A 15119-nucleotide genomic window follows, 5' to 3' on the forward strand; every position below is an offset into this window, starting at 1 on the left:
CGCCGAAGGACTCGCCGAACGCATCGACCGGGCCGCGGGAGAGCTGGCCGCGCTGATGCCGTTGGCTCCGCGGCGGGGGGAGGAGGCCGTTGTGCCCTTCGCCGAGCAGCTCGCGGCGCTGCGGCGCTGAGTTGGCCCACCCACCCGGCTCGTCCGGTCGAGAGGCCGCCGTCCCGGGTGGGTGCCGGCTCGGCCGGCCGAGCGGTCGCCGCCCGGGCCGGGTGCCGTCCGCGGCGGCCGGATGGTCGTCCTCCACGTCCTGTGACCGTTGCGCCGGCTGAGTGGTCCGGGGGGTTTCGCCGGTTGCCTCCTTGTCGGTGAGAGGCCGGTAAAAAGGGTGATCGTAGGTCCGGCGGGCCCGGTCGAACCGACGGAGGCCTTGGCAGACTGGGAATGTGCCCCAGACTGTGCTGCTCGCCGAAGACGACCGTGCCATCCGTCATGCCCTGGAGCGTGCCCTGACGCTGGAGGGGTACCAGGTGACGGCGGTCGCCGACGGCGTGGAAGCGCTGGCGCAGGCGCACCGCAACCCGCCGGACGTGCTGGTCCTCGACGTGATGATGCCGGGCATCGACGGGCTCCAGGTGTGCCGGGTGCTGCGCGCCGAGGGGGACCGCACGCCCATCCTCATGCTCACCGCCCTCGTGGAGACCGCCGACCGCATCGCGGGTCTGGACGCCGGCGCCGACGACTACGTGGTCAAGCCGTTCGACGTCGAGGAGGTCTTCGCCCGGCTGCGCGCGCTGCTGCGCCGTACCAGTCCGGTGCCCGTGCCCGGCGCTGTCCCCGAGGGCCCGGTCCGCGAGGCACAGGTGTCCTCCGACCGGCAGGTGGAGGCCGCCGGTCTGCGTATGGACCTCCAGGCCCGCCGGGCCTGGCGCGGCGGGCGTGAGCTGGAGCTGACCCGGACCGAGTTCGAGCTGCTGGAGCTGCTGGTGCGCAACGCGGGCATCGTGCTCGACCACTCCACGATCTACGACCGCATCTGGGGATACGACTTCGGCCCCGGCTCCAAGAACCTCGCCGTCTACGTCGGCTACCTGCGCCGCAAGCTGGACGAGCCCGGAGCCCCGCAGCTGATCCACACCGTGCGGGGCGTGGGTTACGTGCTGCGGGAGGACTAGGTGGGCCGCCGGTGGCTGCCGGACCGGCCCCGGCCGAAGCTGGTCTCCCTGCGCACCACCTTCGCGGTGTCCTTCGCCGCCGTCACCGCCGCGGTCACGATCCTGGTCGGCATCATGTCGTACAACTCCGCCGCGCGGCTCGTCCGGGTGGACCAGCAGTCGGTGTTCACGCAGGTCGTGCAGGACGTCCGGGACGAGGTACGGCAGCACACGATGGGTCCGGAGGACTTCTCCTCCTCCCGTCCGGGGCACGATCTGGTCCGTCCGGCCCGCACCGACGTCCAGGTGCTCGGCGCGCGGGGACAGATCGTGGACCACGGCAGCCCGGTCCTGCCGGTCACTTCCCGGGACCGGGCCACGGCGCTCGCGCGGACGGCCGGGCAGGTGGTCGAGCACAAGGACGTGCGCGTGGACGCGGACCTGTTCCGCATCGCCACCGTCTCGCTCGGCGACGGGCGGGGGGCCGTCCAGGTCGCGCAGGAGTTCAGCGACACCGAGGACCTGCTGCGGGCGCTGCAACAGCGGACGCTGATCCTGATGGCGGCGGTCGTGGTGGCGGCCGGGCTGTTCGGCTGGTGGCTGGCCCGGCGGATCACCCGGCGTCTGGTGATCCTGACGTCGGCCGCCGAGGACGTCGCCCGTACCCGGCAGCTGGGCATCCAGGTGCCGGTGGCCGGGCTGGACGAGGTGGGGCGCCTCGGCCGTGCCTTCGACCGGATGCTGGGGCGGCTCGCGCAGTCGGAGGAGGACCAGCGCAGGCTGGTGCAGGACGCGGGCCATGAACTTCGCACGCCGCTGACGTCGCTCCGTACGAACATCTCGCTGCTGCGGCGGATCGACGAGCTGCCGCCCGCCTCTCGGGAGGAGCTGGTCGCCGACCTCTCCCAGGAGGCCCGGGAGCTGACCGACCTGGTCAACGAGCTGGTCGACCTCGCCGCCGGGCAGTCGGACAGCGAGCCGCCCCAGCGGGTGGACCTCGCCGACCTCGCCGAGGACGTCGTGGGGCTGGCCCGGCGCCGTACCGGGCGGGAGATCGTGCTGCGCGCGAGCGGTGACACGACGACCGACGGGCGGCCCGGGATGCTCCAGCGGGCCATCTCCAACCTGGTCGAGAACGCGGCCAAGTTCGACCGGGACGGCAAGTCGCCGATCGAGATCTGCGTCACGGGGCCGGCGCGGCCGGGGACGGTGCGGGTGGAGGTGCGCGACCGGGGGCCGGGGATCGCCGAGGGCGACCTCGTCCGCATCTTCGACCGTTTCTACCGCGCCGCCGACGCCCGCTCCCTGCCCGGTTCGGGTCTCGGCCTGTCGATCGTCCGCGAGGTCGCCATGGCCCACGGCGGAGCACCGTTCGCCTTCCGCCGGGAGGGCGGGGGAGCGGTCATCGGCTTCACGGTGGGCGGTGGGATCGTCCCGGGCGGCGGCGGTGCCTGACGCCTGCGGCAGCGGGCCTGTCTGCGGGCACTCGCCGATCCAGGCCGTGTCTCCGGGCACTCGCGGGCACGGGGTGGTACTCGGCGTTCGCCCGGTGCAGGGACTCGATCTGCCCGCGCGCCAGGCGTCCGCCGTACCGCGAGGGCGGGGAGGGCAAGGACCGGTCGCTGCCCGTGCGGCGGGACGGCGCGGACGAGCGGATGCCGTTCGGCTGGGACCCGGACCGGCGGTGCCTCGCCGGCGGCACCACCGCGCCCCGCACCGCGCGCCTGCGACCCCGGGGGGCGGGCGACGGCACGGGCTTCCTACCCCCGGTGACGCCGCGGGCTCCGCGTGGCCGCCCGCCCTGTGGCACGGGGGCTAGGAGCGGCCCGGCAGGGTGAGGAAGCCCTCGGCACGGGCGCTCGCCAGGCCGATCCTCGGGATGTCGCTGCTCTTGGCGAAGAGCAGGAAGCGGGGTTCCCACACGGGGCGGTACTTGGCGTTGGCCCGGTACAGGGACTCGATCTGCCACCAGCGGGAGAAGAACGTGAGGGTCGAGCGCCACAGGCGCAGCACCGGGCCCGCGCCGAGGCGGGCGCCGCGTTCGAAGACCGAGCGGAACATGGCGAAGTTGAGCGAGACCCGGTCGATACCCAGCTCCTTGGCGTGCAGGAGGAGTTCGACGACCATGTACTCCATCAGGCCGTTCTCGCAGGCGCGGTCGCGGCGCATCAGGTCCAGGGAGAGGCCGCGCTCTCCCCAGGGCACGAAGCTGAGCAGGGCGCGGGGTTCGCCCTGCGCGTCCCGGCACTCCAGCATCACGCAGCGGCCGTCGGCCGGGTCGCCGAGGCGGCCGAGGGCCATGGAGAAGCCGCGTTCGGTGGCGCCGTCCCGCCAGCGCTCGGCGCGCTCCACGAGGACGGCCATCTCCTCGGCCGGGATGTCCTCGTGGCGGCGGACGCGGACCGTGCAGCCGGCCCGGCGGACCCGGTTGTGGGCCTGGCGGACCACGCGCATGGCCCGGCCCTCGAGGGTGAAGTCGGCGAGGTCGACGATCGCCTCGTCGCCGAGTTCCAGCGCGTCCAGGCCGTGCCGGGCGTAGACCGTGCCCGCTTCCTCGCTCGCGCCCATCACGGCCGGGGTCCAGGCGTGCCGGCGGGCCTCGGCGAGCCAGGCGTCGATGGCGCCGGGCCAGGCCTCGGGGTCGCCGAGCGGGTCGCCGGAGGCGAGGCTGACCCCGCCGACGACACGGTAGGCGATGGCCGCCTTGCCGCTGGGGGAGAAGACGACGGCCTTGTCGCGGCGCAGGGCGAAGTAGCCGAGGGAGTCGCGCTCGCCGTGGCGCTCCAGCAGGTCGCGGAGCCTGTGTTCGTCCTCCTCGGCGAGCAGGCAGGCGCCGCGCGGGGCGCGGAAGCAGGCGTAGAGGACGGCGAGGAACGCCACGGCCATCAGGATGTTGACGACGACGTCCACCCAGCGCGGGGCCTGTACGGCGGTGACGTGGTCGGCGAGCGGGCCGACACTGATGCCGCGCAGCAGGGTGTAGGCGATCTCGTCCGCGAGGCCGGCGCCGGTGACCTTGTTCGTCGCGTGGACGAGGAGCGTGCCGAGGCCGCCGCCGACGAGGGTGCCGCCGATGCCGGTGACGAGGGCCAGGCGCGGGTTGGAGCGGTCGCCGATGGCGTCGAACTCGCGGCGCCCGAGCAGCAGGGCGGCCACGAACAGGCCGGTGAGGGCGGTGGAGACCCAGTTGAAGGCGTGCTCGCGGTAGGGGGCGCGGGTGAGGGCGGCGGCGTAGAGGCCGAGGAGGGGGCCGGCGAGGAGGAGGTTGAAGAGCCAGGCGGCTCGTTTGCGGCGGCGCATCACCACCGCGAGGAACAGGGCGAGGGCCGCCGAGACCAGTCCGGCGGTGGCCAGGTAGGGGGTGAAGTACTGGCCCGCGTTGTGTTCGTGGACCTCTTCGCGGAAGGGGAGGGACACGACCGCCGCGAGGTTCAGCGCGGCGAGCAGGCGCAGGTACCAGACGGTGGCCGTGGCGGCGCGGGCGCGCAGCCGGTGGTCGCCGCCGATGCGCAGGAGGCGGGGGGTGAGGACGCGGACGGCGCGGCGGGGAGCGGGGGGCCGCGGCGGAACGGGGGAGGACTGTCGTGCGGTGGTCGTCCGCTGTTCGGACGTCGTCTGTGCTGCGGGCATGGCGACTGGTCACCCTCGGGGACGGGGACGGGGCACCGCAGACCCTACAGCCTGTAGGGTACCGGCGGGACGCGTATCCGCACGGCCGGCGCACAGCCTCTCCTCCCGCGGCGGTCCTCAGTCGCCGCCTCCGCGCCGGGCCGCCGTCAGCAGCCAGGCCAGGTTGCCCACCGCCGCCCCGGCGGCCACCGCGGCGACGATGACCCCGCCGGTCGCCAGGCCGTCGCTGAACAGGTGCGGGCGCCGGTCCAGGCTGTGCAGCCCGAAGCCGCACAGCTCGTACACACCGACGGCGGCGATCACCAGGCTGACGATCAGCACGGTCAGCGTCGGCGCGAGACTGCGTGCGCAGACCTCGGTGCCGGGCTCCGCTTCCGTGGTGTCCTGCATGGGTCCCCCGTTGAACAGACGTGTGAACAGCCCGGTGGCCGTCGGCGCTTGGGAACCTACAATACGTAGGGTCGGATAGGGTCGACGCCGTGCGGATCTTCATCAGCGTGGACATGGAAGGCATCACCGGGCTCGTCGACGCCGACGACGTCCAGCCGGGCGGCCGGGACTACGAGCGGGGCCGCACCATGATGGCCGAGGACGTGAACGCCGCCGTACGGGGCGCGCTGGCGGCCGGCGCGACAGGCATCCTGGTCAACGACGCCCACGGGCCGATGCGCAACCTGCTCCCCGAGGCGCTGCACCCGGCGGCCCGCCTGGTGCGCGGCAAGCCCAAGCAGCTCGGCATGCTGGAGGGGCTGACCGGGGAGTACGACGCCGCCCTGTGCGTCGGCTACCACTCCCGGGCCGGTGCCCTGGGCGTGCTCAGCCACAGCTTCATGGGCCACGAGATCGAGGACATGTGGCTGGACGGCCGCCCGGTCGGCGAGATAGGTCTGGCGCACGCCACGGCCGCCGCCCTCGGGGTGCCCGTCGTGGCCCTCACGGGTGACGACGCGGCGTGCGCGGAGATGACGGAGTGGGACGCGTCGGTCGTCACCGTCCCGGTGAAGTACGCACGCGACCGGTTCGCGGCTGAGCTGCGGCCGGCGGCGGAGGCGCGGGCGGCCATCGAGGAGGCGGTCGCCCGGGCGCTGTCCCAGGACCCGCGCCGTCCCGCGCCCTGCGCCGCCGAGGCCACCTTGACCGTCCGCTGGCAGTCCGCCTCGGTCGCCGCCACCCTGCTCGGCATCCCCGGCGTGACGGCCGAGGACCCGAGGACGGTCCGGGCGAGCGGTCCGCTGCCCGCGCTGTACCGGCAGTTCGGGGTGTGGACGCGGGTGGCGGCGTCGCTCACCAACCAGCCGCCGTACTGCTGACGTCCGCCGGCGGGCCGGCGGCGTCGGCGGTGGCGGAGCAGGCAGCGGTCGCGGGTCGGGGACGCGCGGGCCGTGAGGCGCTCCGCGCCCGGCCCGGTGAGCAGGCCGGCGGCGCCGGCTGCGAGGGCGGCCGGGGCGCGGCACGATCCGGGTGGCGGGGTGGGCGGCGGCCGGTACGGCCCCGGCCCGGGGACCGTCCTCGACGGCGCCGGTGCGGCCACCGCCGGCCGCCTCCTCGAAGCCCGCCGGGTGGTCCCGGCCCAGTGCGACCGCCGGGCCCACTTCACCGGGATACGGCAGTACGGGGCGCGGGCGTCCGAGGAAGCGGGGCCGCGGCGGACCGGCCGCGGTCAGCTGGACCGGCCGGACGGGTGCCGGCGCGCCCTGTCCCGCAGGAACAGCACGCTCGTGAGGGTGCCCAGGAGCACGAGGGCCGCGTTCAGCGCGATCGCCGTCCTCAGACCGCCGAGGACGGCCACGGCCCCCGTACCGCTCATCGCGGCGGTGGCGACGGCACTCATCACCGGGGTCCCCATGGTGATCCCGATCTGCTGGGTCATCGTCGCCAGCCCGGTGGCCAGCCCCTGCTCCCGGTCGGCGAGACCCGAGGTGGCGGTCACCATGAAGCCGACGATGACCAGCATGTTGCCCACACCGCCCGTGAAGGTCGCGGCCGACAGCAGCCACAGCGAGGAACGGCCGGTGCCGAGCCCGAGCAGGGCCGCCGTGCACAGGGCCTGGACCAGGCCGCCGGCCAGCAGCACCCGGGTGGCGCCGAGGCGGCCGATCAGCCGCGGTGCGAGGGCCCCGCCGACGACGGTCCCCGCGCCCAGCACACCGAACGACAGCCCGGCGGCCAACGGCGAGAAGCCGAGCACCTCCTGGAGGTACAGGGTCAGCAGGAACACCAGGGACGTCTCGGTCAGGAACGCGATCAGACCGGCCACGTTCCCCCACGCCACCGACCGCCTGCCCAGCACGTGCGGCGGCACCAGCGGTGCGGGGACCCGCCGCTCCACCGCCACGAACACACCCAGCAGCACCACCCCGGCCGCCAGCGGCAGCAGCGCGTCCGGCGCGCCCCACCCGTGCTCACCGGCCCGCGTCAGACCGAGGACGACGGCCAGCAGTCCGAGCGTCACCGTGACGGCACCCGGCACATCCAGCCCGGTCCGCTCCTCGGGCCGGGACTCGGCGATGACGGCGGGCGCCACGAGGAGCACGGCGAGGGCCACCGGTACGTTGACGAAGAACGCCCAGCGCCAGGAGAGCAGGTCGGTCAGCAGGCCGCCGAGGACCGCCCCCGTGGTGAAACCGGCCGACATCAGCGCCCCGTTCAGGCCCAGCGCCTTCTCCCGCAGCGGGCCCTCCGGGAAGGACGTCGTCAGCAGCGACAGACCGGCCGGGGTCACCGCGGCGGTGGCCAGCCCCTGGAACACCCGGGCCACGATGAGCACGTCGGGGCTCCGCGCCAGTCCGCCCGCCAGCGAGGCCGCGCCGAGGACGGCGAGACCGGCCAGGAACAGCCGGCGGCGGCCGAAGAGATCGGCGACCCGCCCGAACAGCAGCGTGAACCCGGCCGCGCACAGGGCGAACGCCGTGCCGATCCACTGGAGACGGGCGAGCGGGAAGCCGAGACCGGCGCCGATCACCGGCAGGGCCACGTTCAGGATGGAGAAGTCCACGGCCAGCATGAACTGGGCCGCGAGCAGCAGCACCAGTACCAGGCGGAGCCGGGGGGTGAGGACGGCGCCGACGCCGGGTGGCTGCGGGGTGACGGTGACGGACATGACGAGACGGTCCCTTCTGGTGCCGGATGCGTTCGTGGGCGGCGCGGGCGCCGACGGGCGGCGAGCACCCGCGCCGTGGTCGCCGGGCTTCGGCAAAGGCGCCGGGCTTCGGCGGAGGTGCCGGTGAACTGGGTCGCGGGTGTTGCGGGCTGCCGGTGCTGCGCGGAGGTGCCGCAGTGCGGCGCAGGCGCCGGTGCCGGTGCCGGTGCCGGCGGAGCTGCCGGTGCCCGGTGGGGGCGCCGGGCACAAGAGTCGTCCGTGCCGCCCGTCCCGGCCAGAACCTCCCTGCGACCGGCCGCCGCGAGGGTGGTCATCGCGTGACCACCCTCGGGTGTCCCGCTCGCGCCGCCCGCCGGGCAGGATGGACGACGACCGCCGTACACCCGGAAGGCGCGCGCCCCGCACCCGCGCGGGCACCCGCCACACCCCCCGGAGGCCCGCATGGACGCGTCGTCCGAACTGGGAGCGTTCCTCAAGTCACGCCGTGCCGCGCTGCGTCCGCAGGACGTCGGCCTCGCGACCGCGCCGGCCCGCCGCCGGGTCGCCGGGCTGCGCCGCGAGGAGCTGGCCCTGCTCGCGGGCGTCAGCATCACCCACTACACCCGCCTCGAACAGGGCCGCGCGGCCGGCGTCTCCGACTCCGTGCTGGACGCCATCGCCCGCACCCTGCGCCTCACCGAGGACGAGACCGCCCACCTCCGGGACCTGGCCCGCCCCGCCGCCCGGCGCCGCCCGGCCGCACCCCGCGCCGAGCACGCGACCCCGTCGGCCCGTCAGCTGCTCGCCGCCATGACCGGCGTACCGGCGCTCATCCTGGACCGGCGCAACGACGTCCTCGCCTGGAACCGGCTGGGCCACGCCCTGCTCGCCGCCCACCTGCCGGGGGACGCCCCGGCCACCCCCGCCGCCCGCCCCAACCTCATCCGGATGCTGTTCCTGGACGAGCGTTACCGGGCCCTGTACGCCGACTGGAAGGAGGAGGCCCACCTCGCGGTCGCCTCCCTGCGCCTGGTCGCCGGCCGGCACCCCGACGACCGCGCACTGGCCGAGCTGATCGGCCATCTGTCCATCCACAGCGACGAGTTCACCGCCCTGTGGGCCCGGCACCCGGTCCGCACCTGTGCCTCGGGGAGCAAGTCCCTGCGTCACCCGGCGGTCGGCACGCTGGAGTTGAGCTTCGAGAACCTGTGCCTGCCGGGCCCCGCGGGCCAGCGCCTCATCGCCTACACGGCCGAACCCGGCACCCCCTCCGACGCGGCCCTGAGCCTCCTGGCCGGCACGACGGCGTCCGCCGAGCCGGCGCCGCCCGTGCTGGACGCGCGCTGACCACCCGCGTCACCCGGCGTCCCGCGCCCCCGCCGGCACCCCGAGGACGCCGAGCACCGCGCGGGTGGCCGGGCTCGGTCGAAGTGGCTCCGGGCCAGGTACTCGACGCGGCGTGGTCCGCCGGCCATCGGGACCAGGGCCGGCCCGGGGGTGCCGGAGCCCGGCCCCCGCACCGGCCGCTACCGCCGCGGCGCGACGACTCTCCTGACCATGCCCGACCGTCCGCGGCGCGACGACTCTCCTGACCATGCCCGACCGTCCGCGGCTCGACGACTCTCCTGACCACGCCCGGCGGCCACTCCCGGATCAACGCGGAGGAATTGGCCGTAGCGGCCGTGGACGAACCAGAGACCCCCGGCCGGGACCACCACATCACGGTCGCCCGCGCCACCGGGACCCGAGCCGACGAGGGCCGGTCCGCCCGGACGAGGACCCGGGCCCCGGTCCCGTGGCCGGCCGGCCACCGCCCCGCACGGGGACACGCACCGGCTCCCCCTTCCAGCCTTCGCCGACGTAGCCTGCCTGGACTTCGCCGTATCCACCGCCGAACGGGAGTGCCCGCGTGACCGTGCCGACCGCCCCGGACAAGAAGCCCTTCCTCTACGTCGTCGTCTGCGCGAGCGGCGTCGCCCCCGGCGTCGGCGAACTCGTCACCGCGGCCCAGGAGGCGAACTGGGACGTCGGCGTCGTCGCCACACCCCGGGGCCTGGGCTTCATCGACGCGGAGGCGGTCGAGGCCCTGACCGGCTACCCGATCCGCTCCGCCTGGCGCTCACCGGGAGAGCCGCGCCCGCTGCCGCCCCCGGACGCGATCGCCGTCGCCCCGGCCACCTTCAACACGATCAACAAGTGGGCCGCCGGCATCTCCGACACCCTCGCCCTCGGCATCCTGTGCGAGGCGTACGGCATGGGCGTCCCGACCGTGGCCCTGCCGTACCTGAACTCCGCCCAGGCCGCCCACCCCGCCTACCGGCAGAGCCTGGACCGCCTGCGCTCGATGGGCGTCCTGATCGGCTCCAGCGCACACCACCCGCCGAAGGCCGACGGCGCGGCGGACCGCTTCCGCTGGGAGGAGGCCCTGGAACTGCTGGCCCCCGTCGTCGGCACGGCGGGGTGACACCGGCACCGTCGGCACGGCGGGGTGACGCGGCTCCCCGCGCCCGCGGCCCCGGCCGCGCAGGCCGGCCGGCCCCTGTGCACGGCGCGCTGCCGCCACCGCCCGCTGGACGTATGGTCCGTATATGAGTGCCGTCTGGTCCGGCCGGCGTGGTGCCGCGCCGCCGGAGCCGCCCTCTCGCCGTCGCCGGTGCCCCCGCACAGGAGCGTGAAGCGTGTCCGGCACGGCCACCGACCCCCGTTCCCCCGGCTCCGGACCGGACGCCGTGGACTGCGTCCTGGACCGCTGCACCCGCGACACCGGTGCCTACGCCGGCGGGCTCTACGTCCTGTGCCCGGACGAGCAGGTGCTCCGGCTCGCGGTGCTGAGCGGGATCTCCCGGCGGATCGCCTCGCCCTGGGCCCGCGTCCCGTTGCAGGCCGCGAGCCCGGTGAGCGACGCCGTACGGCAGGGGGCCCTGGTGTGGATCGGCAGCCAGGAGGAGCTGGCGCGCCGCTATCCGCAGCTGGCGCTCGTCCTGCCGCACCCGTTCGCCCTGGTCGCCGCGCCGATCAGCACCGGCGCACGCAGGTGGGGCGGCCTGGTGCTGCACTGGTCCAGCGCGCACCCTCCCGCACTGAGCACACGGGAGCGGGCGCTGATCACCGACGCCTGCCGCCGCCTGGGCCCGATCCTGCGGCGGGCCGCCGACAGCGGACGCGTCCTGGCCGGGCCCGAGCCGCGGATCCTGTCCCCGTCGCGCAAGCGTGCCGCCGGACCGGCCGAGGCCCAGGCCGCGGCCGACTTCGCCGAGCGCCTTCCCAGCGGCTGCTGCGCGCTCGACCCGGACGGCCGGATCACCTTCCTCACCACCGCCGCGGCGGAGCTGCTCGGCGCCGGCATTCCCGAACTGCTGGGCGCCCGGCCCTGGGAGGCGCTGGCGTGGCTGGACAACCCGGTCGCCGAAGACCGCTACCGGGCCGCCGTGCTGAGCCGCCGGCCGACGTCCTTCACCGCCCGGCGGCCCCCCGACCAGTGGCTGTCGTTCCACCTGTACCCGGACGCGTCCGGCATCAGCGTGCGCATCGTCCCCACGTCCTCGGCCGACGCCGCGCCCCCTCCGCACCTGCTGCACCCCGCGCCCCCGGCGGAACCCGGCCGGGCCACGGCGCTCTACCACCTGATGCACCTGGCCGCCACGCTCACCGAGGCGGTCGGCGTCCAGGACGTCGTCGACAGGGTCGCCGACCAGATCCTGCCCGCCTTCGGCGCCCAGGCCCTCGCCCTGATGGCCGCGGAGGAGGGCAGACTGCGGATCATCGGCTTCCACGGCTACTCCGCCGCGCTCATGGACCGCTTCGACGCGGTTCCCCTCACGTCCGACACCCCGGCGGTGCACGTCCTGACGACAGGGATCCCGAGCTTCTTCGGCACCTTCGACGACCTGAGAACGGCCTATCCTCCCGCCGTCCTCCAGGACGACATGGCAGCCTGGGCGTTCCTGCCGCTGATCACCTCCGGACGCCCGGTCGGCTCGCTCGTCCTCGCCTTCGACCGGCCGCGCGCCTTCCCCGCCGAGGAGCGCTCCGTCCTGACCTCGACCGCCGGGCTGATCGCGCAGGCGCTGGACCGCGCCCGTCTCCACGACGCCACGCAGCAGCTCTCCCACGACCTCCAGGCCGGCCTGCTGCCCCGCACCCTGCCCCGCGTCCCCGGCCTGGACGTGGCCGCCCGCTACCTTCCCGCCGGCTACGGCATGGACGTCGGCGGCGACTTCTACGACCTCATCCGCCTCGACGAGACAACCGTCGCCGCGACCATCGGAGACGTCCAGGGGCACAACGTCCAGGCCGCCACCCTCATGGGGCAGGTCCGCACCGCCGTCCACGCCTCCGCCGGCGCACCTCCCGGCGAAGTCCTCGCCCGCACCAACCGCCTGCTCACCGACCTCGACGCCGGCCTGTTCACCAGCTGCCTCTACGCCCACCTCGACCTCGTCCGCCACAGCGCCTGCCTGGCCACCGCCGGGCATCCCCCGCCGGTCCTGCGCCATCCGGACGGCCGCACCGAGATCCTCGAGCCCCCTCCGGGGCTGCTGCTCGGCATCGACCCCGCCGCCGACTACCCGACGATGAACGTCCCGCTGCTTCCCGGCGCCGTGCTCGCCCTGTACACCGACGGGCTCGTCGAGGCCCCCGGTACCGACATCGAGGACGCGATCACGGCCCTCGCCGGCCGGCTCGCCCACGAGCGGTACCACTCCATGGACGCCCTGGCCGACACCCTCATCACCCACGCCCAGCACACCGCGCCCCGCAGCGACGACGTCGCCCTGCTCCTGATCAGCCCGTACGGCACGTGCGCACCGGGGCCGGAGAAGACGCCCAAGCCTCGGAACGACGAAGGAAGGGTGTGACCTCCTCAGGGCCCGGATCCCTTCCCCGGACGGCGAGTGACACCTCCGTCAACACCCAGCGACGCCTTCCCGCCACACTCACACGTGCTCCGCGCGGGTGGCCGGGAAGCCGCTCGTCGTGTCGGCGTGTGCGTGGCATGGAGGACGGCCCCTCCCCGCACATGCCGAGGGCGGGACCCGGAAGCCCCGCCCACCCGCCAAGGAGCCTCCGCTCAGGGCCACACAAGGCAGTACGGCTGATGCCCCGCCTCGTGCAACCGGTGGCTGAAGTCCTGCCCCTCGTGCAGCGAATGGGAGGGACGGGGCGCTGACCTGGGGTTTCTCGGTGAAGTGTGCGTCGACCTGCGGGAACTCGTGTCGGTAGTTCTCACGGGTCAACGCCGTTTCCCAGGCTCATGTGCCCTGGATGTGCCCTCCGGGGACGTGGCTGGGGAGGCGCGTTCAGGCCCAGCTTTCGCGCCTAGGGCGCCGTGATGAGGGCAGTGATGCGGAGAAGGATCTCAGTCGGGCAGTGTCCGCGAGGCGTCTTGAGCTGTTTGGTAGGTGTACCCGTACGCATACGGCTTGGATGAACGCGGGGCCGCTGCATGCGGTCGAATCCCAGTGAGGCAGGGTGGGGGCCATGGTGACCTTGGCGAGTTCCCTGACGGGCGGTTCTGTGCGGGAGGCTTCTCGCGCCTTGCTGGAGCCGGGCGGGCAGGCCCGAACTGTTTCTGTCTTCGGGACCGAGGCGCTGTGCTTCTACCGTCTGAACGAGGGCGAGCATGCGCGGCGCGAGGAAGTCTCCGCCGCCCGGGTGGATAAGCTGCCCGATCTTGAGTGCCTGCTGACACTCCCGGTGGACGTTCCTGTTCCGCTGCAATCGCTGGACTCGCCGGCGCGGCGGGCGGTGCGAGGGCTGCCGTCGGGAGCGGTGGAGCGAGACCGGAAGACGGTCACCCGACGTGCCGTGCGGCCCCTGCAGGTGGATCTTGCTGTGGTTCGCGCTTCCGGGTGGCGCCAGGGCCTTGAGCGAGCGGGCCAATTTGCTCCCTTCTGCCGCCGGGCCATGCTCTTGGACCGTCTTCCAGCCCGACTGGATGAGGTTCTCGTCGAGGCCGACTTCTATGGCATCGGCGTGTTCGTCGCCTCTGGAGACGAGGTCGAGCTGGTACTGGAGCCGGAGGACTACAGGCCGCCCCGGCACACCGCTGCGGCCTGGTGGTTCGTCGAGGATGTGTACCAGCGCCTACGCTCGGCGGCGGCTGTCTGAGCCGGTGTCTTGGCGGTTTCGCGAGCGGTCGACGCCCATCGATCGAGCTGTGCCGGAGGCTTGAACGCCTTCGGCTGCCTGATGGACGTGTTGATCAGTTCGTACTGATCGAGAGCTTTACGGCAGCGGTCGAACCACCACTGCTGGCGTGCTGTGCCGGGCTTGACCGAAGTCTGGGCACGCAGCCACTCCATGAGGACCGCGACGTTGTGTGCCGCCGCTGCGGCAGGAAGCTCGCCGCGGTTGCTTGTGAAGGCGTCCAGTGCGAGCTTGCCGGCACAGGCCGAGCAGAAGCAGACCGGAGCATCGGCGCCACCGTAACGCTTGGCGATCGTCTCACCCAGGAAGAAGGCCATCAGGTCGGGGAAGAGAACGTGCGGTGACTGGACGGGGATGCTCTTGTTGGTCTGCGCTTTTTCGCCGGGGGCGACGACGTGCCGGTAGCGGCTGCTGGCGCCGAAGGCTGTGAAGGCGGCACCGAAGGCCAGCGCGCCGAATGCCGCGAGATCCGTGCGTAGCAGGGCAGCCCCGGGGACTTCCTCGATGACCTGCTTGAGATGGCTTACGGCCTTGGCGTAACGCGCCAGGGGGTCCATCTGTCCGCCCAGCATGATGGCCTTCGGCCCCTTGACCATCCGCAGGTAGGCGATGAGCTGGCGGGTCGATTCCTCGTCGCGTAGCCAGGAGACATCCACCGGAGCGGCGAAGATCACCTCTGGATCGTCGAGTTCCAGGACACGGGTCACGGCGGCCCGGAGGGCATCGGAGTCCTCGGCCCTGATGTAGCCGGTGGGGGTCATGGGGAGCGTTGCTCCGGCGTCCCGCTGCTCGGCCAGAGACAGTTCCAGGGGATCGTCGAGGAAGAGCGTGGGCTCGACGTCGTAGGGGAAGGGGTTCTCCTCGGTCGCGGCGCTGACCTCGTACACCGCCGGGTCGATCAGGAGCGGAGCGGCGTAGCCCTCCCTGTATCGCAGGGCGCCGGCCTTCTTCACGGCGTCGGTGCCACACAGGATGAGCCCACTGCGTACCGGGTCGACCTGCCCCTGGACGTAGCCGAGCCGGGCGGCGCTGACCTGGATCAGCATGCGGCCCTGCAGACCGTTCAGGCTGTCCGGCCGGTCTGGCGCACCCGCAGCGTCGGGAGGCTCGGTCAGATCGGAGCGCGGACGAGGCAGCGGGGCGGAACGGTCGGTCAT

General features: G+C 73.9%; 11 protein-coding genes and 1 pseudogene. 8 read left to right on the plus strand and 4 right to left on the minus strand.

The genetic code is table 11. From position 1 onward, the window contains the following. The 3 genes and pseudogenes from LG395_RS25810 to LG395_RS25820 all read left to right on the plus strand — a co-directional run. A pseudogene (locus LG395_RS25810) lies at positions 1 to 130 on the plus strand (oxidoreductase); the annotation flags it as partial. 265 nt (positions 131 to 395) lie between these two features. After that, a complete protein-coding gene (locus LG395_RS25815; RefSeq protein ID WP_225811412.1) occupies positions 396 to 1124 on the plus strand; it encodes a response regulator transcription factor in 729 nt (242 codons plus the stop codon). Then, positions 1125 to 2558 carry a sensor histidine kinase gene (locus LG395_RS25820; protein WP_225811413.1) on the plus strand — a complete coding sequence of 478 codons (1434 nt, stop codon included), beginning with the start codon at positions 1125 to 1127 and terminating at the stop codon, positions 2556 to 2558. Positions 2559 to 2918: 360 nt separating this feature from the next. On the opposite strand, the gene LG395_RS25825 is transcribed toward LG395_RS25820, so the two are convergent. Next, complete coding sequence (locus LG395_RS25825; RefSeq protein ID WP_225811414.1) at positions 2919 to 4733, minus strand: phosphatidylglycerol lysyltransferase domain-containing protein; 1815 nt, start codon at positions 4731 to 4733, stop codon at positions 2919 to 2921. Positions 4734 to 4850: 117 nt separating this feature from the next. Continuing rightward, a complete protein-coding gene (locus LG395_RS25830) occupies positions 4851 to 5123 on the minus strand; it encodes a hypothetical protein (protein ID WP_103812681.1) in 273 nt (90 codons plus the stop codon). Positions 5124 to 5212: 89 nt separating this feature from the next. Here LG395_RS25830 and LG395_RS25835 point away from each other — a divergent pair, with 89 nt between their 5' ends. Beyond that, positions 5213 to 6043 carry a M55 family metallopeptidase gene (locus tag LG395_RS25835; RefSeq protein ID WP_171153905.1) on the plus strand — a complete coding sequence of 277 codons (831 nt, stop codon included), beginning with the start codon at positions 5213 to 5215 and terminating at the stop codon, positions 6041 to 6043. A gap of 350 nt (positions 6044 to 6393) precedes the next feature. Here LG395_RS25835 and LG395_RS25840 read toward each other — a convergent pair whose 3' ends face one another. Further along, complete coding sequence (locus tag LG395_RS25840) at positions 6394 to 7833, minus strand: MFS transporter (protein WP_225811415.1); 1440 nt, start codon at positions 7831 to 7833, stop codon at positions 6394 to 6396. A gap of 441 nt (positions 7834 to 8274) precedes the next feature. Between LG395_RS25840 and LG395_RS25845 the strand changes: the two genes are divergently transcribed. The 4 genes from LG395_RS25845 (at position 8275) to LG395_RS25865 (ending at position 13923) form a co-directional block, all read left to right on the plus strand. Beyond that, a complete protein-coding gene (locus tag LG395_RS25845) occupies positions 8275 to 9159 on the plus strand; it encodes a helix-turn-helix transcriptional regulator (RefSeq protein WP_225811416.1) in 885 nt (294 codons plus the stop codon). A 562-nt stretch (positions 9160 to 9721) separates the two neighbouring features. Then, the gene (locus LG395_RS25855; RefSeq protein WP_225811417.1) at positions 9722 to 10276 is read left to right on the plus strand and encodes a flavoprotein; all 555 of its coding nucleotides are present in this window, start codon (positions 9722 to 9724) and stop codon (positions 10274 to 10276) included. Between the two features lie 214 nt (positions 10277 to 10490). Then, positions 10491 to 12671, plus strand: coding sequence for a SpoIIE family protein phosphatase (locus tag LG395_RS25860; protein WP_225811418.1), 2181 nt, complete (start codon positions 10491 to 10493; stop codon positions 12669 to 12671). Positions 12672 to 13293: 622 nt separating this feature from the next. Beyond that, complete coding sequence (locus tag LG395_RS25865) at positions 13294 to 13923, plus strand: hypothetical protein (protein WP_225811419.1); 630 nt, start codon at positions 13294 to 13296, stop codon at positions 13921 to 13923. On the opposite strand, the gene LG395_RS25870 is transcribed toward LG395_RS25865, so the two are convergent. Next, positions 13839 to 15119 carry a hypothetical protein gene (locus LG395_RS25870; protein WP_225811420.1) on the minus strand — a complete coding sequence of 427 codons (1281 nt, stop codon included), beginning with the start codon at positions 15117 to 15119 and terminating at the stop codon, positions 13839 to 13841. The genes LG395_RS25865 and LG395_RS25870 overlap by 85 nt on opposite strands.

It is taken from the genome of Streptomyces spinosus (genome assembly GCF_020400655.1).
Lineage (GTDB): Bacteria > Actinomycetota > Actinomycetes > Streptomycetales > Streptomycetaceae > Streptomyces > Streptomyces argyrophylli.

Excerpts from the sequence above, each read along its gene's own strand:
- LG395_RS25825 (WP_225811414.1), bottom strand. The coding sequence starts at position 4,733 with ATGCCCGCAGCACAGACGACGTCCGAACAGCGGACGACCACCGCACGA.
- LG395_RS25830 (WP_103812681.1), bottom strand. The coding sequence starts at position 5,123 with ATGCAGGACACCACGGAAGCGGAGCCCGGCACCGAGGTCTGCGCACGC.
- LG395_RS25840 (WP_225811415.1), bottom strand. The coding sequence starts at position 7,833 with ATGTCCGTCACCGTCACCCCGCAGCCACCCGGCGTCGGCGCCGTCCTC.
- LG395_RS25845 (WP_225811416.1), top strand. The coding sequence starts at position 8,275 with ATGGACGCGTCGTCCGAACTGGGAGCGTTCCTCAAGTCACGCCGTGCC.
- LG395_RS25865 (WP_225811419.1), top strand. The coding sequence starts at position 13,294 with ATGGTGACCTTGGCGAGTTCCCTGACGGGCGGTTCTGTGCGGGAGGCT.
- LG395_RS25870 (WP_225811420.1), bottom strand. The coding sequence starts at position 15,119 with ATGACCGACCGTTCCGCCCCGCTGCCTCGTCCGCGCTCCGATCTGACC.